Origin of the sequence: Chryseobacterium sp. Bi04, from assembly GCF_918698085.1 — a bacterium.
Lineage (GTDB): Bacteria > Bacteroidota > Bacteroidia > Flavobacteriales > Weeksellaceae > Chryseobacterium.
This window is the reverse complement of the sequence record NZ_CAKKLP010000011.1, coordinates 20,884-43,016: the sequence shown is the minus strand read 5'-3', so window position 1 is coordinate 43,016 and position 22,133 is coordinate 20,884. Positions and strand designations below refer to the sequence as shown.

General features: G+C 36.2%; 19 protein-coding genes. 8 read left to right on the top strand and 11 right to left on the bottom strand.

Going from position 1 to position 22,133, the window contains the following annotated elements; translation table 11 throughout:
* Nucleotides 1–22 precede the first annotated feature (22 nt).
* The 3 genes from LQV47_RS16185 (at nucleotide 23) to recG (ending at nucleotide 4,314) form a co-directional block, all read left to right on the top strand.
* On the top strand, nucleotides 23–1,534 hold the full coding sequence (locus LQV47_RS16185) for a peptide MFS transporter (protein WP_230038657.1): 1,512 nt from the start codon (nucleotides 23–25) through the stop codon (nucleotides 1,532–1,534).
* 46 nt (nucleotides 1,535–1,580) lie between these two features.
* Nucleotides 1,581–2,114, top strand: a complete 534-nt coding sequence (locus LQV47_RS16180; protein ID WP_230038655.1) for a thioredoxin fold domain-containing protein — start codon at nucleotides 1,581–1,583, stop codon at nucleotides 2,112–2,114.
* A 115-nt stretch (nucleotides 2,115–2,229) separates the two neighbouring features.
* Nucleotides 2,230–4,314 (top strand): ATP-dependent DNA helicase RecG, encoded by a 2,085-nt coding sequence (gene recG, locus LQV47_RS16175; protein ID WP_230038653.1) that lies wholly within the window; start codon nucleotides 2,230–2,232, stop codon nucleotides 4,312–4,314.
* A 605-nt stretch (nucleotides 4,315–4,919) separates the two neighbouring features.
* Here recG and LQV47_RS16170 read toward each other — a convergent pair.
* The 4 genes from LQV47_RS16170 to dapA form a co-directional block, all read right to left on the bottom strand.
* On the bottom strand, nucleotides 4,920–5,366 hold the full coding sequence (locus LQV47_RS16170; protein WP_230038651.1) for a response regulator: 447 nt from the start codon (nucleotides 5,364–5,366) through the stop codon (nucleotides 4,920–4,922).
* Entirely contained in the window at nucleotides 5,359–5,940 is a 582-nt protein-coding gene (locus LQV47_RS16165; RefSeq protein ID WP_230038649.1) for a helix-turn-helix transcriptional regulator, read from the bottom strand. Before LQV47_RS16165 ends, LQV47_RS16170 begins: the two co-directional genes overlap by 8 nt.
* A 290-nt stretch (nucleotides 5,941–6,230) precedes the next feature.
* Complete coding sequence (locus tag LQV47_RS16160; protein ID WP_230038647.1) at nucleotides 6,231–6,734, bottom strand: GNAT family N-acetyltransferase; 504 nt, start codon at nucleotides 6,732–6,734, stop codon at nucleotides 6,231–6,233.
* 135 nt (nucleotides 6,735–6,869) lie between these two features.
* Nucleotides 6,870–7,742, bottom strand: a complete 873-nt coding sequence (dapA, locus tag LQV47_RS16155) for a 4-hydroxy-tetrahydrodipicolinate synthase (RefSeq protein WP_230038645.1) — start codon at nucleotides 7,740–7,742, stop codon at nucleotides 6,870–6,872.
* 107 nt (nucleotides 7,743–7,849) lie between these two features.
* Between dapA and LQV47_RS16150 the strand changes: the two genes are divergently transcribed.
* Genes LQV47_RS16150 through recO form a run of 4 tightly spaced genes read left to right on the top strand, consistent with a single transcriptional unit; the run spans nucleotide 7,850 to nucleotide 12,501 of the window.
* Nucleotides 7,850–8,608 (top strand): 5'-nucleotidase C-terminal domain-containing protein, encoded by a 759-nt coding sequence (locus tag LQV47_RS16150; protein ID WP_230038643.1) that lies wholly within the window; start codon nucleotides 7,850–7,852, stop codon nucleotides 8,606–8,608.
* Entirely contained in the window at nucleotides 8,608–9,558 is a 951-nt protein-coding gene (locus LQV47_RS16145) for a metallophosphatase (protein WP_230038642.1), read from the top strand. Before LQV47_RS16150 ends, LQV47_RS16145 begins: the two co-directional genes overlap by 1 nt.
* 1 nt (nucleotide 9,559) lies before the next feature.
* Entirely contained in the window at nucleotides 9,560–11,815 is a 2,256-nt protein-coding gene (locus LQV47_RS16140) for a hypothetical protein (RefSeq protein WP_230038640.1), read from the top strand.
* Nucleotides 11,815–12,501, top strand: coding sequence for a DNA repair protein RecO (recO, locus tag LQV47_RS16135; protein WP_230038638.1), 687 nt, complete (start codon nucleotides 11,815–11,817; stop codon nucleotides 12,499–12,501). The genes LQV47_RS16140 and recO overlap by 1 nt, the downstream gene beginning before the upstream one ends.
* Nucleotides 12,502–12,531: 30 nt before the next feature.
* Here the strand turns inward: recO and LQV47_RS16130 are convergent, their stop codons facing one another.
* From LQV47_RS16130 to LQV47_RS16115, 4 genes are all read right to left on the bottom strand, one after another.
* Nucleotides 12,532–15,186, bottom strand: coding sequence for a glucosidase (locus LQV47_RS16130; RefSeq protein WP_230038636.1), 2,655 nt, complete (start codon nucleotides 15,184–15,186; stop codon nucleotides 12,532–12,534).
* Between the two features lie 160 nt (nucleotides 15,187–15,346).
* A complete protein-coding gene (locus tag LQV47_RS16125; RefSeq protein WP_230038634.1) occupies nucleotides 15,347–16,156 on the bottom strand; it encodes a glucose 1-dehydrogenase in 810 nt (269 codons plus the stop codon).
* Nucleotides 16,157–16,229: 73 nt separating this feature from the next.
* Nucleotides 16,230–16,703 (bottom strand): GNAT family N-acetyltransferase, encoded by a 474-nt coding sequence (locus LQV47_RS16120; protein ID WP_230038632.1) that lies wholly within the window; start codon nucleotides 16,701–16,703, stop codon nucleotides 16,230–16,232.
* Between the two features lie 8 nt (nucleotides 16,704–16,711).
* On the bottom strand, nucleotides 16,712–17,329 hold the full coding sequence (locus tag LQV47_RS16115) for a DUF1684 domain-containing protein (protein ID WP_230038630.1): 618 nt from the start codon (nucleotides 17,327–17,329) through the stop codon (nucleotides 16,712–16,714).
* A gap of 134 nt (nucleotides 17,330–17,463) precedes the next feature.
* On the opposite strand from LQV47_RS16115, the gene LQV47_RS16110 reads away from it, so the two are divergent.
* Nucleotides 17,464–19,044: a GMC family oxidoreductase N-terminal domain-containing protein gene (locus LQV47_RS16110; RefSeq protein WP_230038628.1), complete on the top strand. Its 1,581-nt coding sequence runs from the start codon at nucleotides 17,464–17,466 to the stop codon at nucleotides 19,042–19,044.
* Between the two features lies 1 nt (nucleotide 19,045).
* On the opposite strand, the gene LQV47_RS16105 is transcribed toward LQV47_RS16110, so the two are convergent.
* From LQV47_RS16105 to mqo, 3 genes are all read right to left on the bottom strand, one after another.
* The gene (locus LQV47_RS16105; protein WP_230038626.1) at nucleotides 19,046–19,912 is read right to left on the bottom strand and encodes an AadS family aminoglycoside 6-adenylyltransferase; all 867 of its coding nucleotides are present in this window, start codon (nucleotides 19,910–19,912) and stop codon (nucleotides 19,046–19,048) included.
* A 5-nt stretch (nucleotides 19,913–19,917) separates the two neighbouring features.
* Nucleotides 19,918–20,316: a hypothetical protein gene (locus tag LQV47_RS16100; RefSeq protein WP_230038624.1), complete on the bottom strand. Its 399-nt coding sequence runs from the start codon at nucleotides 20,314–20,316 to the stop codon at nucleotides 19,918–19,920.
* Between the two features lie 77 nt (nucleotides 20,317–20,393).
* The gene (mqo, locus tag LQV47_RS16095) at nucleotides 20,394–21,899 is read right to left on the bottom strand and encodes a malate dehydrogenase (quinone) (RefSeq protein WP_230038622.1); all 1,506 of its coding nucleotides are present in this window, start codon (nucleotides 21,897–21,899) and stop codon (nucleotides 20,394–20,396) included.
* Between the last annotated feature and the right edge of the window lie 234 nt (nucleotides 21,900–22,133).

The window sequence follows — 22,133 nt, the reverse complement described above, 5'->3', positions numbered from 1 at the left end:
TAAAAATAATCATATTATCATTATGAGCTTAACTTTAGATGAAATACAAAATTTCAAAGGAAAATACCCCCAACAAATCTGGAGTCTGTTTTTCTCTGAGATGTGGGAACGCTTCTGTTTCTATGGAATGCGTGGAATGCTGGTTTTCTTTATGATCTCACAACTCAACTTCCATGAAAAAGAAGCCAACCTTCAGTACGGAGCCACCCAGGCTTTTGTATATGCCTTTACTTTTATAGGAGGTCTTTTTGCAGATAAAATCTTAGGATTCAGAAAATCATTGTTTTGGGGTGGGCTTCTGATGATTATCGGAAGTTTAATATTAGCAACCGATCCCCATAAATTCTTTTTTCTGGGTATTGCATTTACTGTAGTGGGAACAGGCTTTTTCAAACCGAATATTTCATCAATGGTTGGACAGCTGTATAAGTCTAATGATTCAAGAGCAGATGCCGGATTCTCACTTTTCTATGCAGGTATTAACCTTGGCGCGCTGTTAGGTGGCTATTTATGTATTGCAATTGGTAAAGGAGAATTCCTAAGCAATATTATATCCGAAGAAATGAGATGGCATATTGCTTTTGGACTTGCAGCAGTAGTAATGGTTATCAGTTTAATTAATTTCATATTTACTCAAAGGAGATTAGGAACTATTGGACTTCAGCCGGGGCATCCTTTAGCAGAAATCAAATCTGCACCGATCCCAAAATGGAAAGAATATGGAGTCTACGTATTATCATTGGTTTTTGTACCCATCATTATGACCATGGTTGCCAAAACAGAATATACAGATTATTTTATGTGGACTATCGGGCCATTAACATTAATTTATTTATTCTATGAAATGTCTAAAGTAACAGCTTCAGAACGCAAGAAGCTTTGGGCAGCCTTGGTCTTCATTATCTTCTCTATAGTGTTCTGGGGAATTTATGAACAAAGTGGCGGCTCTTTAAGTATTTTTGCCGCTAAGAACCTGAATAAAGATCTTTTTGGATTAGACCCGAATGGAGTGAATAACTCCGGAGGTGCATTTTTCATTATTTTCCTGGCTCCACTTATCGGACTTCTTTGGATCTGGCTGAACAAAAGAAAAATTGAGCCTAATACCATTATCAAATTTGGATTAGGTTTTATTTTCCTTGGACTGGGATATTACGTTTTATTTGCTACCCGTTTGTTTGCCGATCTTCAGGGGATTACTTCATTAAATTTCTTCACACTGGCATTATTGATTATTACCCTTGGAGAACTATGCCTCTCCCCTATCGGATTATCCATCATGACTAAGCTTTCCACCAAGAACCTTCAGGGGATGATGATGGGAATGTGGTTCCTTGCCTCAGCTTATGGGCAGTATGTTGCAGGGATTATCGGAGCCAGCCTGGCTACAGCAAAACAGGGCTCTACCAATTATGATGAATTGATCACTTATACTGATGGATATAAACAATTGGGATTATACGCTGTAATTGCCGGAGTAGTATTAATTTTGATTTCTCCATTTGTAAAAAAATTAATGCAGGATGTAAAATAAAGAATAAACTATTATGCTTATTTTTACATAAATATCACAAATCATTATGAAGAAAATTTTAAGCATAGTACTCTTATTATTATTGAATTTCAGTTTTGCACAAATAAAGTGGATGACTATTGAAGAGGCTTTAAAAGCCCAGAAGACCCATCCTAAAAAAATTCTTATTGATTTTTATGCAGACTGGTGTGGGCCTTGTAAGATTATGGATAAAAAAACATATGGCCATGCCGTGATTTCCCAGATCTTAAATGAGAATTACTATCCTGTAAAATTTAATGCTGAAGAAAAAAATAGTATTGAAATCTTTGGAAGAACATTTTCAAATCCAAATACGGAACAGAAGAAAGGAAAAAATTCCCTGCATGAGTTTACCCAGTACATGAACGTAGGAGCTGTACCAAGTACTGTTTTCCTGGATGAACATGGAGATCCTATCACTATTCTGCAGGGAGAGTTATCTGCTAAAGAACTGGAACCCTACCTGGAACTGATATCAAAGGATTTATTTAAAAAAATCCGTACCAGAGAACAGTGGGAAGATTACCAGAGAAAGTTCAAATCTAAAATCAAAGACTAATATAAATCAAAGGCTTTCAGAATCTGAAAGCCTTTTTTAGATATTTACCTCAAGATTCTGGTATTAAAAATTTCAAATTCCAGCTATTTTACCGAAATTAGGGCTCGTTTTTTAAATGACTTTAGATACTTCAATAGAATACGTAAAAGGAATAGGTCCTGAAAGAGCCAAACTCATCAAAAGTGTGCTGGGCCTTTCCACTGTGGAAGATCTTCTGAACTTCTACCCTATCCGTTATCTGGATAAAAGTAAAATCTATACGGTTTCCCAGCTTCAGGAAACTAATCTTGATATCCAGCTAAAAGGGAAAATCACCCAGATACAGGAAATTCAGACCGGAAAAACAAAAAGACTTTCTGCCAAATTTAATGATCATACAGGCAGTATAGATCTTGTATGGTTTCAATATTCAAAATGGCTGAAAGAGCAAATTCCCGTCAATCGTGATGTATATATATTTGGAAAGATCAATGTTTTCAACAGGCAGTTTTCTATGCCGCATCCGGAAATAGAAGCTGAAGAAAGTAAAGACGGTGACACCCGCCTGAAGCCCATTTATCCAAGTTCTGAAAAACTTACTAAAAGGGGGTTGGGTCAAAAGTTCTTTCAAAATGCTCTTAAAAATATCTGCAAAGAGATTCCTCAGCTTATTGGGGAGAACTTCCCGGAATATTTAATGAAAACATTCAATTTTATCTCAAGGCAGCATGCTTTTCTGAATGTGCATTTCCCAAAAGATATGGAGCATTTTGATAAGGCAGATTTCAGACTAAAGTTTGAAGAGTCATTCTTTTTTCAATTAGGTTATGGCTTGAAAAAACTGCATCATAAAACTCAGTCACACGGCAATCCTTTTCCTATTATTGGGGATCATTTCAATGATTTTTATGAAAATCACCTTCCTTTTGATCTTACGAATGCCCAGAAAAGGGTTTTAAAAGAAATCCGTATGGATATGAAAAAGCCCATCCAGATGAACAGGCTTTTACAGGGCGATGTAGGATCCGGAAAAACAATGGTGGGACTACTGACCATGCTGATTGCACTGGATAATGGTTTTCAGAGCTGTATGATGGCCCCTACAGAAATTCTTGCCCAGCAGCATTATAACGGAATGAAGGAATTATTGCAGGAAACGAATATCAACATCCGTCTTCTTACAGGTTCTACCAAGGCTTCTGAAAGGAAGATTATTCATGCAGAACTTGAAAGTGGCAGTCTTTCTATTCTGGTAGGTACCCATGCCATATTGGAAGATAAAGTTAAATTTAAAAATTTAGGACTGGCTATTATTGATGAACAGCATAGATTCGGGGTAGCCCAACGGGCGAAACTGTGGGCAAAAAATAAAATTCCGCCTCACATTCTTGTAATGACCGCAACTCCTATTCCGAGAACATTGGCAATGAGTTTTTATTCGGATCTTGATGTGTCTGTGATTGATGAAATGCCGGTGGGAAGAAAACCTATAATTACGGCTCACAGGCGTGAAAAAGACAGGTCGTATGTTTACAATTTCTGTAAAGATGAGATAAAGAAAGGAAGACAGATTTATTTTGTTTATCCACTTATTGAAGAATCTGAAACATTGGATTATAAAAACCTGATGGAGGGGCTTGAACATGTCATGGAATACTTCTCAGATTATAATGTTACCATGCTTCATGGAAAAATGAAACCTGATGAAAAAGATGCAGCCATGACTTATTTTGCTTCAGGAAAAGCAGAAATTATGGTAGCAACAACGGTTATTGAGGTTGGAGTAAATGTTCCTAATGCATCTGTAATGGTTATTGAAAGTTCAGAAAGGTTTGGCCTTTCACAGCTTCATCAGCTTAGAGGACGTGTGGGAAGAGGAGCAGAACAAAGCTACTGTATTCTGATGACCTCAGATAAATTATCTAAGGAAAGCAGAACCCGCATCCGAACAATGACAGAAACCAATGATGGTTTCAAAATCTCTGAAGTTGACATGCAGCTTCGCGGTCCCGGAGATATCCTGGGAACTCAGCAGAGCGGCGTGGTAGATTTTAAAAGATTAGACCTTATCAATGATTCAGCAATCATTAAGACTACCAAAAATACAGTAGACAGAATTCTGGAGGCTGATCCAATGCTTTCAAGACCTGACAACCTTGTCATCAAAAATTATTACATCAGGTATTACAAAGGAAAGAATAAGTGGAGTAAAATTTCATAAAAAAAACCGCAGAAAATCTTTCCTGCGGTCCCCTTATAAAACTGTTATTTAGAAGAAATTACTTCTTGTCTGCCTAAAGAAAATTTATTTTAATAGTTTAGGTTTAATATTTTGTGATGTGGTGTGAAAATATTTATATATTATTTGAATAGATTTCAAACCATAACTATTAAAATAAATTATAAAAAAAACAAAATGAATTATTTTTCCAACTTGCTTATTATAAAAACTAACTGAATATAGAAGGAGACGAGGGAATGAAACGAATAAATAGGTCTCCAACTACTTTTGAGTTTTCATGATTGTACCGTTTTGTTTAAAGATCTTCTATGCTTTATAATTGGAAATTAATATAATTCATTTTGTTAAATAACATCGTGATTTATATAAATACTTGTTGTGAAACAATTACTATTCATTCATCTGTATCTTTTATTTATATCAAATTTGTGTCGCTGATTCTATACTACAAAAGTCTGAATTTTTATTGAAAACCTTTTTATATTATTTCAGTTATTAGTTATAAAATTTTCACCTATTCGTGAATACTATGTAATAAATATCGTTAAATTATCAAAAAATAGAATTAAAAAAACTATTACCGTTTATACTTTCAGAATAAAATTCTCTTTATTCAGTCCTGATGTATGATACTGCCAATTGATTGTGATAACTTCCGTTAGTACTTTTTTCAATTTCTCAAACGTTTCAGGCTTTTTAATATAAACATTCCCCCCTTTAACAAAGAGATCTTCAACTTCATTTTCAGGGATTGATTCAGAATATACTGCTATTACCATATTGTTAAACTTCAGGTTTTCGCGAACTTCTTCAATCCATTCCAGGCTATTTTTGTCAGGAATTTCATATTTCATAAAAACAATTTCAGGAATAACAGCTTCTTCATTATTCAGATATTTCATCAGGGATATTCCACTGTTAAAGCATTGAACTTTAATAGAAATTTTTAGCTCTTTAAATATATTTTTAAAAAAAGTAAGTGTGTTTTCATTATCATCTGCTACGATTACGTTCAGAAATTCTTTATTCATACTGCATTTTATGGTTTATGGCCGTATTTTGGGCCCTGCGTCTTTTCCCTAGTATTTTTTGAAACTGGGATGGCGTAATGCCAGTTGTATTTTTAAACTGTGTGCTCAAATGGGCTACACTGGAGTAATTCAATTTGTGGGCAATTTCTGTGAGACTTTGCTTATTTCGTATAATTAACACCTTAGCGTGCTCTATTTTCTGCAAAATAATAAAGTTCTCGATAGAAGTAAAAGCAACTTCTGAAAAAAGGTTGGAAAGATATCCATAGCTGTGATTCAGCTTTTCAGAAATATAAATAGATGCTTTTACAGGAATAATCTCATCAGAAAAAACAAGCTCTACGATAGCATCTTTTATTTTTTGTACTAAAGCCGTTTTCTGGCTTTCAATAATTTCGATACCATACTCTCCAAGATGTTTCTTAAAAAGATGATGCTGTTCCTGCGTTAGGGGCTCGTAAAACTCTACCTCTCCAAAGTTCAGCAACCTGTATTTCAGCCCGTGTTCTCTAAGTTTTTCATCTAACACCTTCTTACAGAGAGTGTTGAAATCAAATTTTACATACATTTTCATCCTATTATAGTAAGTCAAATTTTCAGTAAATATAATGATTTATTTCAATTGAATGTGAAATAGCCTTATTTTTTTCAAGAATTGACCCACAAAAAAATTCCTGCATTCAAGAATACAGGAATTTAAACACTAAGGATGAAAAAAATATACTGATAAAAAGCTAAATCAGCTCAAAACCAAGCATATGAATGTATTATTAAAAAGTGATTTGGTTCTGAAACAAAGATGACTCAAAAAAAGAAATCACTTGTTATAGAATTACAAGATAAAGTTACAAGATTTTAAGTCAATTATTTGTGAATTAGAAACTCCATCAGAAAATCGTCCATTATAAATCCTTTTCCAATATCGAAAGCTCCTTCTCCAAACACGTTGTATCCCTGGGATTCATAAAAATTTCTGGCAGCGTTATATTTATTTACATTCAAAATAATTCTTTCATCTCCATTTTCAGCTACTTTAAGATTCAAAAATTGAAGTGCTTCTTTTCCAAAACCTTTTCCTTTACTTTCCGGAACCAGATAAATACGGTGAAGTTTCGTTGTCTGGTCTTCATAATGGTGTTCATATCCAATAAAACCTTCAAAAGAACTGTTATGTTCATCCTGAATCAAATAATAATGATAATACGGATTTTGGAAATGGTTTGTAATTTCTGTTTCAGAATACATTTCTGCAAGCATATACTCCATCTGTTCCGCCGAAAGGATATCGGCATACGCATTTTCCCAGGATCTTTTTGCTAAATCCTGAATCAAAGGAATGTCCTTTACTGTCGCTTCTATTAATTTCATTATTTTCATTTTATGATTAAAAAAAGTGAAAAGCCTGAACTTTTCACTTTATGAGATTATATCAATTATCATCTGTTTTCAACAGTGAATTCATAAATTGTAATACAAATTCACTACTGATGATTGGTATTCAATTTAAATAGTTGCCATTTCAGCCTTGATCTTTGCATAAAGTCCTTCTGAAGCAGGAACCAAAGGAAGTCTAAGATGATTCTTAATAATTCCTTTTTCAGCAAGAATTACTTTAATACCACAAGGGTTTCCTTCTGCAAAAATTAAACGTGTAATTTCCACCAGCCTATTATGAATTTCATAAGCTTCTTTCACCTTTCCGTCAAAAGCCAACTGCACCATTGTGGAAAACTCTTTAGGATATCCCTGTCCAATCACAGAAATTACCCCCTTTCCACCAGCCAACGTTACCGGAAGTGTATATTCATCATCTCCGGAAACCAATGAAAACCCTTCAGGCTTTTTTCTTAAAATATCAAAATACTGAAGAATATTGGGTGCAGCTTCCTTGATCATAAACAGATTTGGAAATTCCTTTGCAATGCGGATAGTAGTATCTGCATCAATATTCTGTCCTGTTCTTGAAGGCACATTGTAAATGATTATTTTTTTTCCTGTGGAAGCCAAGACTTTGTAATGTTGGTAAAGTCCTTCCTGGTTAGGTTTATTGTAATATGGAGATACAGAAAGCACTGCTTCAAATGCAGAAAGGTCTGCTTCTTCAATCTGTTTCTTTACTTCAAGAGTATTGTTACCGCCAATTCCTAATACCAGAGGAAGACGTTTATTATTCACCTTAATGATATGCTCAATTACCTGTTTCTTTTCTTCATCAGAAAGCGTAGCGGCTTCTGCCGTAGTTCCTAATACTACCAAATAATTGGTTCCGTTTTCAATATTGTATTCAACAAGTTTTGTTAAACTATCGAAGTCAACGGATAAATCTTCATTAAAGGGCGTTACCAATGCAACACCTACTCCTTTTAAAATGCTCATCTGTTCGAATTATTTTTGTCAAATTTAATAATTTACAATAAGAATTTGTAATAAATAATAATGTTTTATTATTCATATGGTTATATTTGCATATACTAAAAGATATTATGAAAAATAAATTCTTGTTACTAGGAATTGTTCTGGCATCGCTTACCGCCTGCAAAACAGCATCCACGCTGCAGCTTGCAAACGTAGAGACCCAGAAGAATATTTCTATTAATAACGAGCTAAAGAATGATGAGGAGTTTGTAAAAGTAATTGAACCTTATAAAGAGAAACTGGACCGGGAAATGAACCAGAAAATTTCTCATACAAGTGTAGACCTTACCAAACAGGGAGACAACAGTAATCTCGGTAATCTTTTAGCTGATTATACATTTGAAGGAGGAAATGAATGGGCAAAAATAAATCTTAAGAAAAATGTAGATGCTGCCCTGATCAATATCGGAGGAATCCGTACTACCATTGGAAAAGGTGACATTATGCTGAAAAACGTTTTTGAAGTAATGCCTTTTGAAAATGAGGTAATTATTGTGAAAATGAAAGGGACGGATCTTCAGGGTCTTTTTGATTATTATGCAAAAACCCAGGTGAACAATCCTGTTTCTCATCTGTATATTGAAACAAAAGACGGACAACTTAATCAATCGTTAATTAACGGAAAAAAAATAGACACTGATAAAGACTATTATATTGCTACCTCAGACTATCTTGCTTTGGGTGGAGATAATATGAAATTCTTTGCCAAAGGAGAATCAATTCCGACAGGGATAAAACTTAGAGATTTATTCATTGAATATTTCAAAAAAACTCCGGAAGTAGTGCCTAATACGGATGTTCGTTTAAATTTTATCGGTAAAAAGTAATGGATAGAAAAAGTTTTTTAAAAGCAATAGGTGGTGGAACTTTAGCAATGGCTTTAGCTCCTAATATGATGAAGGCGGAAGGATTAGCTATTCCTGGTTTACAGTCCGCAAATAAACTAACTATTCTTCATACCAATGATCAGCACAGCAGAATAGAGCCTTTTGATGCAAGTTATACCAAAAACCCAAATCAGGGAGGTTTTGCCAGAAGAGCTAGCTTAATTCAACAGATCAGAAATCAGGAATCTAATGTATTACTTCTTGATTCCGGAGATATTTTTCAGGGAACACCGTACTTTAACTTTTTCGGAGGCGAACTGGAGTTTAAACTAATGTCTATGATGAAGTATGATGCTTCTACTATGGGAAACCACGATTTTGACAATGGTTTAGATGGATTTTCTAAGGTTCTTCCCACAGCAAAGTTTCCATTTATCTGTTCTAATTATGATTTCAAAAATACAATACTTGACGGAAAAACTTCTCCATATAAAATCTTTAATAAAAACGGTATTAAAGTAGGGATTTTTGGAGTAGGAATCCAACTGGACGGTCTTGTAGGTAAAAAACAATATGGAGAAACCGTATATTCTAACCCCGTTGATGTAGCACAGCATTATTCGAACTTTTTGAAAAAAGACCAACAATGTGATCTTGTAATCTGTCTTTCCCATATTGGGTATGATTACAAAGACGAACCCAATAAAATAAGTGATAAAATCTTAGCCGCCAGTACAGAAAATATTGATATTATTTTAGGTGGCCATACCCATACTTTCCTTCCTGAGCCTCAAACTTTCACCAACAGACAAGGTAAAAATGTCCTGGTGAACCAGGTTGGATGGGCAGGACTTCTTTTGGGTAGAATAGATTTTCACTTTGATACAAATAAAAACGTACAGCATATCTCCTGGAACAATCAGGTAATAGACAGCAGCATAATAGCATAATATGAAAAAACTCTCTTTAATTTCTCTTGGTATTTTAGCATCCCTGCAGTTTACAAAAGCGCAGGTCATTTCATCAAAAAAATGGGCAGATCTTTTTTCCTACAATAATGTCCTGGCCATGAAAGAAGACAATGGAAAAATAATAGCCGCCACAGAAAACGGATTATTCTATTATACTATAGGAAGTGGAGAGATTACAAAGCTGTCTAAAGCTAACGGACTCCATAATATCGGGATCACCGCCTTTGATTATAACTCACAAACCAAGACAGGTCTTATCGGTTATTCTGACGGATCTATGGATGTCATTACTCCTCAGGAAATTAAGTACATCGTTGACATTCCTATTGCCACAGGTTATAACGGAAATAAAAAAGTCAACCATATTTCTATTACAGGAGATAAGGCAGTTATTTCTGTAGGGTATGGAGTATCTATATTTGATCTTAAAAAGAAAGAGTTTGGAGATTCTGCATTTTTCCTTAGCGGAGGTATATATGAAGCCAGTAACGAAGCAACAATATTTGGAAACAAGATTTATTCTGTAACCAATACTGGATTGAAAAGCCATGAGATCAATACTACATTCCCTGTATTTTCTACATGGACAACGGAAGTTCCCGGATCATTTAAAAATATAGATGCTGAATCTGAATTGGTATTTGCATCTGCCACATCTGCATTCATGTATAATAATGGTACTCCAACTCCGCTTCCTGCAAGCTTTGCAAAAATTCAGGATGTGGTTATTACCTCAAATAACATTATAGTAACCGATAACAGAATATATACCTTTGGTCTTAATGGTATTTCTTTAAATGCGATAAGCCTTGGTGAAGATTGTAATACGGCCACCATGGCCGGTGGAAAGGTGCTGGGTGGAACTGTATTATCCGGAATAAAGGATGAAGGCAACAACACCTATAAACCCTCTGGCCCATATTTTAACTTTGCCTACAAAATAAATCTTTACGATAACAACCAGATGCTTGTTTCCAGTGGAGCAAGGGCCGATATTTATAACTTTCCGGTAGAAAATCCTAAAAAACCAGGATTCTATTATTTTAACGGTACAGAATGGATATATCCTTCTTATTTTAGTAAAGTGGATATAGGACAAGTCAATGTGCTCGATGCAGTTATGAGCCCTATCAACAATAATGAAGTATTTTTCACCAATTATACGATGTTTAACAATGGGGTCTACAAAATGAAATACAATGCAGGCAGTAAAGACTTTGAGCTTGCAAAATATTATAACATAGGAGGACAACCATTTTATAGACGTCCTGTAGGTTTTGCTACAGATGCCCAAAGCAACCTTTTTGTTTCCATTGCATTTACAGACAACGGAAACCCTTCAATAGGAATTTACGATAAAGCAGCAGATGATTTTACCATAAAAAAGAATACTATTTCAAGTTCAGGGGTACAAAAACCCATTTTTTATGAAAACATGCTTTGGACACCGCTGCCGAGAACAAATAACTTCTGGGTATATGACTATAAAAATGCAGCCAATCTTTCTGATGACACCGATTATCTATTAAAAGAATCTAACGGAATTGCAGGTGAAGGAACTTTATCTGTAGCATTTGATAAATCCGGAGATGCATGGATTGGTAGTGATAATGGGTTAAGGATCCTTGCTAATGCAGCTTCCGAAATAAAAACACCAAGTCCTGCAGCATCCCCTATTATTATAGAACAAAACGGGCTTGCCGAAGAACTTTTCAGAGATTCACAGATTCTCCAGATTGAAGTAGATGCAGGAGATTATAAGTGGGTATCTGTAGAAGGAGGTGGTGTATATTATCTTTCTTCTAATGGAGAAAAGACCATAAAACATTTTACAAAAGAAAACTCACCGCTTCCTACCAATAGTGTTACAGACATCAAGGTAGATAAAAAAACCGGTAAAGTATATTTCGTTACTTATAACGGTATTGTAACTTATCAGGGAGATGTTGCCGATGTCAATTCAAATTTTGGAGATGTATTGGTTTACCCGAATCCTGTAGTGTATTCTAACTTCAAAGGAAAGGTTACCATTAAAGGGCTGGCAGAAAAAACAAATATAAGAATTGTAGATGCAGCAGGAAATGTAGTTCATTCAGCTGTTGCAAGGGGAGGTTACTATGAATGGGATCTTAATAATCAAAAAGGAGCCCGTGTAGCTTCAGGTATTTATTTTGTATTAATGACTAATGAAGACGGTTCTGATAAAGCTACAGCCAAAATAGGGGTAGTCAATTAATGAATTCACAAAACGGATTTTTACTTTCATTTATAAAGTACGGGGAAAATGATGCTGTACTGCATTGTTTTACAGAAGAGGAGGGCTTCCAGACTTATTTTCTTAAAGGGGTTTATTCCAAAAGAAATAAAAAGAAAGCCCTGCTGCAGCCGTTGAGCAAACTCAGTTTTTCAATAAACCCGGTGAGGGGTAACGGCATACCATCGGTTTCAAAATTTGAACTGGTAAAAAACAATGATATTTATAATGATATAAAAGTAAATACCGTTATTTTTTTTATTTCAGATTTCCTAAGTCAGATTCTTAAGTTTGAAAACAAAAATCTCAATATATTTTTTAGTATTGATGAATTTATTGATCAGCTTATCAACAAAAATTATCAGTCACATCTTCTTTTCTTACTTGCTGTTTTAAAGATTCAGGGTGTTGCTCCTTTACTTGGTGAAGGAAAATTTTTAGATCCGGAAACAGGTACTTTTTCAGCCGGTTCCACCCATCAGATCTTCAATGAAGAAATTTCATTACTGTGGAAAACAGCGCTCACTGCCGAAAACCTTTATACCACTAAAATCTATTCTTCTGTGAGGAAAGATTTCCTGGATAGTATTTTGGTGTATTACCATTATCACATTACCGATTTTAAGACACCCACCTCATTGGAAATCATCCAGCAGATATTTGAATAAAATAAAGCCAGTCTGCAACTTTACTTTTAGCTATTTCGCTTCCTCCGGCATTTCAGTTTCAGATTCTGCTATTTCTTTTTTGGTAAATCTTGGCTGCAGAATTTTTGCGATCAGCCCCGTCCAGCCTGTCTGATGAGAAGCTCCTACCCCACGGCCATTATCACCGTGAAAATATTCGTAAAATAAAATATAATCTTTAAAATCAGGATCCGTCTGGAATCTTTCGTATTGGCCATTCACAGGACGTTTTCCATTTTCGTCTTTTAAAAATATTTTCGAAAGCCTCTTACTTAAAGAATCCGCAATCTGATCCAGATTAGAATAGTTTCCACTTCCTGTAGGGTATTCCACCATAAAATCCGGACTGTAGTAAAAGAAAAAACGTTGGAGACTTTCAATAATGAGAAAATTAATAGGAAACCAAACGGGCCCACGCCAGTTGCTGTTTCCGCCAAAGAGCCCACTATCACTTTCTGCAGGGGTGTATTTCACACAATAATCCGTTTCATTAAGCTGTAAAGTATATGGATTATGCTCATATTCTTTCGACAAAGCCCGGACTCCGTAATCGCTTAAAAACTCCTCTGGGTTCAGCATTCTGCTTAACAGTCTTTTTAAACGGTGGCCCCGAAGTAAAGATAAAAGGTGCTTGGAATCCTGTCCTTTAACTTCCCATCTTGAAACCAGAGATGCGAGTTCCGGTTTATTTTCCAGTACCCATTTCATTCTTTTCTTAAAGTTGGGAAGGTTTTCAATCATTTCGTCATCTATCACCTCAACAGCAAACATGGGTATCAATCCTACAATTGTTCTTAATCTTAAATACATATGGGTATTGTCACTGGAAGCAATCGCATCATAAAAAAACTCATCTTCCTCATCCCAAAGGCTGAAGTTTTCATCACCCATATTATCCAACGAGTGCGCAATAGACAGGAAATGTTCAAAAAACTTCATTGCCATCTCTTCATACACATTGTTATATAATGCCAGCTCCAATGCTATTCTCATCATATTCAGGGCAAACATAGCCATCCAGCTTGTTCCGTCGGATTGTTCCAGCTGCTCCCCATTGGGAAGCGCAGAATTTCTGTCGAAGACACCAATATTATCAAGTCCTAAAAATCCTCCTTCAAAAATATTGTTACCATTGTTATCTTTTTTATTCACCCACCAGGTAAAGTTCATCAGCAGTTTCTGAAATGCACTTTCAAGAAATTCAAGATCCGGCTTACCTCGAATATATTCATCAATTTTAAATACTCTGAAAACAGCCCATGCATGTACCGGAGGGTTAACATCACTGAAATTCCATTCATAAGCAGGAAGCTGCCCGTTAGGATGCATATACCATTCAAACAAGAAGAGTTTCAACTGATGCTTGGCAAAATCAGGATCAATTAACGAAAAGCTAATGGCATGGAAAGCCAGATCCCAGGTTGCATACCATGGATATTCCCATTTATCAGGCATGGAAATAATATGGGCATTATTAAGATGCTTCCAGTCATAATTTCTTATTTTATCCCTGGATTTTGGTGGTGACATTTCTGCAGGATCCCCTTTCAGCCATTTTTCAACATTGTAATGATAGAACATTTTGTTCCAAAGCATTCCTGCAAATGCCTGTCTCTGCACCATCTTTTCATCTTCCGACTGAATTCCCTTCTGAATTTCAGCATAAAATTCATCTGCTTCTTTGCATCTCAGATCAAAAATTGATTCAAAATCACTGAACGGCTCTTTCAATTCTTTATCCGTCATCCTGAATTCAAAAGTTTTTGATTCTTTACCTTTAAAATCCTCATCAATAAAGAACGACGCTTTTGTGCCTACATTTTGGGAATTAACCGACTGTGAATTCCCTGTCAGTATAAAATTATTAATTCCGTCTTTACAGTATTCTGATTTATCTGGTGACTGATAAAGTCTTTTGTTGTTGGTTTCATTATCACAAAACAAGGTATTTATAGATTGTTTTGCATAGATATTTTTTACTTCAAGGTCTTTATGATTTATTCTGATACAGTCAGCTTCATTAGCGCTCAGCTGTGGTTGATAATCGTCATAGCCCCAATTCCAGGTATTTCTGAACCAGACGGTAGGCAGTATAACAAGAGCAGCTTCTTTTTCAGCTTTATTGATAATGGTAAGTCTTATCAAAATATCATTTGGGCCTTCTTTAGCATATTCAATGAAAATATCAAAGTATTCATTAGTATCAAAAATCCCTGTATCAATGAGCTCATATTCAGGTTCTGTCTTCCCTCTTTCTGCATTGGTTTTCACAAGATCTGCATATGGGAAAACATGTTGCGGATATTTATACAGCATTTTCATATAAGAATGGGTAGGGGTAGAATCCAGGTAATAAAAATATTCCTTCACATCTTCACCATGATTTCCCTGTCCGTTGGTAAGCCCAAAGAACCTTTCTTTTACCATTTCATCCTTTTTATTCCAGAATCCGACAGAAAAGACCAATTGCTGTACGTCATCACAGATCCCACATATCCCTTCTTCCCCCCATCTGTATGTTTTAGCTTCTGCGGTATTATGATTGGTATAATTCCAGGCATCACCGTTCCCGCTGTAATCCTCACGTACAAGTCCCCATTCCCGGTTACTTACATAAGGTCCCCATTTTTTCCATGAAATATCTGAAATTCTTTCTTTTTCTGACATAGTGAAATCATTAGTAATTATAAAAAACAAGCATTAATGTATGATCTTCTCTTTCCCAATGCTCTTTATTTTAAACCTTTTCCTCCTCAACCATCACCCTCAACTCTCAACCCTCAACTCTCAACTCTTAACTCTTAACTCTTAACTCTTACCTACTCATCTATCCCCCGGTTGAAAAGCTCTCAAACGTAGTCATTCCCCCATCAACAAAAATGCTGGTTCCGGTAATATAATCTGCGAGGTCACTGGCAAGAAATGCTGCTAAGTTTCCTATATCTTGTGGTTGCCCGATTCTGTTGTAAGGAATAAGGGTAAGAAGTGAATGAAGTGCTTCAGGAGTTTCCCAGGCAGCTTTATTTATAGGAGTCTGAATCGCTCCCGGACAAATAGAATTGACCCGGATCCTATCCGCTCCATATTCCTGGGCTAAGGTCTGCATCAGCATTCTGATAGCCCCTTTACTCGATGCATAGTTGGCATGTCCTGCCCAGGGAATAATTTCATGAACAGAACTGATATGAATAATTTTACCACAGGCAATGGAGCGTGATGGATCAATGCCCCGACGTAAAAATTCTTTGATTGCTTCCCTTGCACAGAGAAATTGCCCAGTCAGGTTGACACCTATCACGGCATTCCACTGGTCCATTGTCATCTCTGTAAATTGAGCATCTTTTTGAATGCCTGCATTATTGACCAGTATATCCACTGTGCCTAATTGAGAGACAACATCCTGAAACATTGTCATTACCTGGTCTTCTTTAGAAACATCACACTGGTAGGTGATACCTTTCCCTCCTGCATCTGTAATTTCTTTTAAAACAGCCTGTGCTTCTTCTAAAGATCTTTGTGAAGAGTGGTTCACAACCACTGAAGCGCCTGCAGCAGCCAAAGATTTTGCAATTCCTGAACCTATTCCGCTGGATGCTCCTGTAACCACAGCCACCTGATTATGAAGTGATATTTCCATGTTTTGTAATTTGATGTTACTCAAAGTTATGGAAAGAAATCAGGAGGGCAGGAATTTTGAATTTAAAATTTTCTTAAAGTTTTTTGTACATGAGGTATTGAGGCCCGCTCCTTCCGATTCTCATTTTACCTTCATAAGAATATCCGGTTTTAAGATAAATCTGATAGGCTGACTCATTTTTTTGATTGACAGCCAGTACAATTTCATTGCAATCTTTGAAATGACTTCTGACAAAATCATCCACTTTCATCATGGCTGTCTTTCCTATTCCTTTTCCCTGCATTTCAGGATTTACAGACAAAGATCTCACCAAAACAGAATTTTTATTATCAGTCAATTCAAACTTATCCTGTCCAAAATCAAGCACAAAAAAACCGACAGGATTCCCATCCTCGAAAATGGTAACAGGAAATGCATCATGATCATCCCTTTCTGCTATTCTCTGCAAGGCTTCTCCCGCTACTGCTGTAAATTGTGACTGCTTTTCATCCAGCGTATATGTAATGGCTGAAAGATGTTCCGGATTAAAAAATGCTAAGCTTACCATAGTCAAATTTAGTGATGATAGATATCTTCGTACATTACCCCTGCACGTATTTCCACAGGAAGTTTATTTTCTTCAGGCACAATAGGACAATTATAGTCGTAGGCATTGTAAGCACAATAAGGATGGTAGGATTGATTAAAATCCAGTACGATTGTATTTCCTTTCGGAATTTTCAGATCCATATATTTTCCACCGCCATAGGTTTCTTTTTCATTGGTAGCATCCCGGAAGGGAAGAAAAAGATAGTCCTGATATTTCTTCTGCTTAATTAAATCCAGGCTTTGGTATAAAGTAAGGGTATAAGGTTTTCCATCCAGCTCAAAGCTTGCCTTTCCATATTCCTGGTAAGACTTTGTTTTCCCTGAAGAAGTGGGAAGATCAAAAGGCTTTGTATCTTTTGATTTAATAAATTTTGCCGTAATTCTATATTTTGTATCAATCGGAAAGAAAGGATGTTCTTTAAAATTTTTTAAATCATCTCCCCGTAAAGGCGTTTCTTTCGGATTCAGATATTCAGCATTGAGTTCTTTCTGAAATTTTTTCACATCCATCACTTCTTTAGAAGTCGTTTTTTGGGGAAAAGCCCAAAGAGGAAGGATCAAAAAGAACAATAAAATCTTTTTCATAAATACTATAAATTATAAGTAAAACTATGAATTTTTCAGGGTATAAACAGTTAAAATTATAATAAAAAAGTATAATCTGTTTTAAATAAAACACCCATTCATGAATCTAGCATAATTTTTGAAAAGCAAAGCTCATGGACAGGAAACAATTCATTAAGACAAGTGTATTAGCGGTATCAGGCTTTTATTTTCTTCAATCTGATCTATTCCGGGCTGCGGAACGGAAAGACGATCAGCAAAACGAAATTATAGAAGCTCCTATTGTTATCATTGGCAGTGGATATGGAGGTGCTGTATCTGCTTTACGTCTTTGTGAAGCCGGGAAAAAAGTAGTGCTGCTGGAAATGGGGCTCAACTGGGAAAAGGCAGGTATTCCTTTTTCTAACCTGCTAAAACCTGGAAAAAGCTCTGCATGGCTTAAAAAGAAAAGCATTGCTCCGTTCATGAATATTTTTTCTCTGACTCCTTTTACCGGGACCCTGGACCGTCTGGATTTTGATCATATTAATATCTGGGTTGGACGGGGTGTTGGCGGCGGGTCGCTCGTTAACGGAGGAATGGCCGTAACTCCTAAAGAGAGCTATTTCAAAGAGGTTTTCCCCCATCTGGATGCAGAAAAGTTCTATAACCATTATTTTCCTTTGGTACAAAAAGAACTTAAAGTAAACGTGATTGATGAGGAATTTTTAAAAACCTGTCCTTATTACAAATTTACACGGGTGGGAGAAGGAGAAGCTCATAAAGCAGGTTTTAAAACAATGAGAGTTCCCAATGTATATGATTTTAAATACATGGAGAAAGAATTTCTGAATGAAGTTCCCCGCTCTGCTCTTAATACTGAAGTGATCTATGGAAACAATCATGGTAAAAACAGTTTAGACAAAACCTATATCAAAAAAGCACTGGAAACGGGAAATCTTGAAATTCTTGATCTTCACCGGGTAGACGATATAACACTGAATGATGATAAAACATATACCGTAAACGTACAGCAAACTGATACATCAGGAGCTTTAATTGCTGATAAAAAGTTCCACTGTAAAAAACTTATTCTTGCGGCAGGCACAATGGGAACTTTACAGCTTCTGTTACGATCCCATGCTGTAAACGGATTGCCTCTTCATGAAGGTATCGGAAAAAACTGGGGTAACAATGGTAACTTTATGACCGGAAGAAACTGGGTAAAGCCTTTGTCCGGAGGCACGGGAGCAAAGCAATCTACCATTCCGGTGGGTGGCATAGACAACTGGGATGATAAGGAGCATCCTTTCTTCACGGAGATTGCTCCTTTGCCTATGGGAATGGATGTGGCCACGGCCTTATATTTATTAATTAACCGGGTTGATAAAAAAGGAGAAGTAACGTATGATACCATCAATCGGTCTCTTAAGCTGAATTGGGATGAAAGTCATACGGTCAAAATGAAGGAAAATGCCCAATACTTTGTCAGAAAAATGAATAAAGCCAATGGAGGAACCAGAAGTCATTTCCTTTTTAATAATGGTTTTGGAGCAGATATCTGCTATCATCCGCTCGGAGGATGTGTTTTGGGTGAAACAACTAATGAATATGGTAAACTAAAGGAACATGAAAACCTCTATGTTTTAGATGGATCATTAATTCCCGGAACAATTGGAGTAAATCCTTTTGTTACCATTACTGCCATTGCAGAATACTGTATTGAAAACCTGATCAAAGGGAATGAATTTGCTTAAATCACGGCATTGATTTTACTTCAAGAAGATAAGTCCGGATGTCACTTTCAAGTTGAGAAGGGTACGTAAAGTTCAGTTTTTGAGCTAAAAAAGTTCCAAGTTCATGAAACAGGTCAGCGAAAGCAAATAGGGCAGTCCAGTTTTCTTCAATGGAACTTCCGGAAAATGTAGCCTCCACTCTACTCCATAGATCTTCAGACAGGTATTTTTTAAAAAGCCTTCCATGCTTATTAGTGGTAATGTTATCCCAGTTATGGCCGTTACCAATATGCCATTCAACCAGACTAACCAAATATTCTGTTCTCAGGATATTTTCAGACATGAATTTAGCATAAAAAATATCACCCCGCTTCAGACATTTTGCTACATAGGTAGTATCCCACCAGAAATCATTCATCAGCTGCTGAAATTCTTTTTCATCAGGCTTATGAATCATAATTGACTGATAAGTTGGAGGTTTCAGATCTTTTGTCAGACCATCTTTATCAATAAGCACTTTATACCCTACGTCCCAATCTTCAGGAAGCGTTTCTTTTTGCATTTCTTGTATAAATTCAGATACCTGGTACAGCTTAAAATCAATTTTCACATGATCCCTGAACAAGACCATTTTCATGGCATGTTTTCCCTCAAAAACAGTATCATCTTCCTCAATCATAGAAATGGGGTCTCCAAAAAGCTGAAGCCAGCTATTATCAGTTTCATAGTCTTTTCGGCTTTCAAAAACCAGTTCTACATCAAGATCACTCAGGTCATCTACCGGAGCATAAGGATTCACCAATGAACTGGTCAGAAGAACAGCCCGGATATCGGGATTATTTTCAGCCCACTGAATAATTTGTTCCAGCTTTTTCTCTCTTAGCTTCATATTGATCAGGATTCTGATATTTTTACACGGTACACATCTGAAGAATTTCTCTTAATGGATTCTACAAAGAAACCACCTTCTTCAGGAATCACTTCTTTTAAATCAAAACTTTTACAGTCTTTCGGAAGCCCTGAAAATATCAGGGTAAACCAAAAATCCTTCATGAAAGGAACCGGTGTCCAATAAGGGGAAATTGAGATGTTTTCTGCATGAATCATCTTGCTTCTATGCTCAGACTGATTATCAAAGAGATAAGTGGAATGCCAGATTCTTATCAGATTCCCTAAGAATGGTGATGCCGGGAAGCAACAGTGTATAATCACCTGTTTCTCCTCTTCTATTTTTGTCTGAAGAGACTCCAGGAGTTCTTTTGCTATGAGCGGCTTTACAACGACTTCTTCCACCTTTTTTATAAGTAATAAATAATAAGCAATGAGTAATTCTGCTTGTATTGCTTACTACCCATTGCTCACTACTGATGTTAATATTCTAATTCTAATTTCTCTTTTGTATAATTCCTTACCTCTTGGGTAAGTTCCGGATGTTCTGCCAATTTCTTCCCGTAAGAAGGCACCATTTCAAGCAATTTATCTTTCCATTCTCCCTGAAGTTTTTCCGGGAAGCACTTTTCAAGAACATTAAGCATAGCATATACCGCTGTGGAGGCTCCCGGTGAAGCTCCTAACAGAGAAGCAATAGTACCGCTCTTGTTTACCACCACTTCAGTTCCGAATTCAAGTTTACCCCCTTCTTTTTCGTCTTTTTTAATAACCTGAACTCTCTGTCCTGCCACTTTCAGTTCCCAGTCTTCTTCTTTGGCATCTTTTACAAATTCTCTCAAATGCTGCATTCTCTGAGACTTCGTCATGGCTACCTGCTGAATAAGGTATTTTGTCAACGGGATATTATGCCACCAGGCACCAAATAATGATTTTAAATTTTTTGTATTAACACTTTCAGGGAGATCAAGATAACTTCCTTCTTTCAGGAACTTTGTTGAAAACCCGGCAAAAGGTCCAAAAAGAAGAGCTTTCTGACCATCTATAATTCTAAGGTCAAGGTGCGGAACAGACATTGGTGGAGCATCCACTGTTGCCTGAGTATACACTTTAGCCTGATGTTTTTCCACCAGCTCCTGATTATGGCTTACCAGCCACTGTCCGGAAACAGGGAAACCTCCGTAGCCTTCACTTTCTTTAATATCTGAGCTGTCTAGTAGCTGAAGGGCATATCCTCCAGCTCCGATAAATACAAAATCAGCAACAACCTCCTGTTTGTGGCTATGAATTCTGTCTTTTACCTTCATTTCCCATTTCCCATCCTCTCTTGGATCAATATCCTTCACTTCATGGTATAAGAAGACCTCTACATTAGAATCTTCAAGCAGGTGTCTTCCCATTTTTCTGGTTAACGTTCCAAAGTTGACATCTGTTCCCATATCCATTTTCGTGGCTGCCATTATTTCAGATTGATTTCTTTTGCTCATTACCAAAGGAATCCACTCTCTGAGCTTCTCATGATCGGAAGAAAATTCCATTCCGGAAAAAAGAACTGATTTTTCCATTTTATCATGACGCTTTTTAAGATAGGCAGCATCTTTTTCACCAAAAACCAAACTCATGTGCGGACATGAATTGATAAACTCTTTAGGCTCTTTGATATAGCCTTTTGTAATCAGATAAGCCCAGAACTGTTTTGAAATTTCAAATTGTTCAGCAATACTTTCTGCTTTTGTTATATCTATGGTACCATCCGGTTTTTCAGGAGTATAGTTTAGTTCACAAAAAGCGGAATGTCCTGTTCCGGCATTGTTCCATGCTGCTGTACTTTCTTTGGCAAATCTTCCTAGCCTTTCGAAGATCGCAATTTCAAGATTGGGATCAAATTCATGAAGCAGCGTTGCTAAAGTAGCACTCATGATTCCGCCGCCTATCAGTACAACGTCATATTTAGGTTTCGGTGTTCTGCTTGTAAGCGATTGTGGCATATTTTTAAATTTTACTTCAAATTTCGGGAAAAGTTTTAAAAAGAGAAACGATTTTAACACGTTAATTTGCTTGGAAAAAGACTTCTTTAGTATACAACAAAAAATCATGGAAAATTTCGATATGTTTTCATTGAAATGATTGATAATAGCAACAACTCAAATAGGTAAAAACTCAAAAATACAGTTCCCGGTCTCAGCGAATACCTTTGATCATCACAGAAATAAACCCATAAA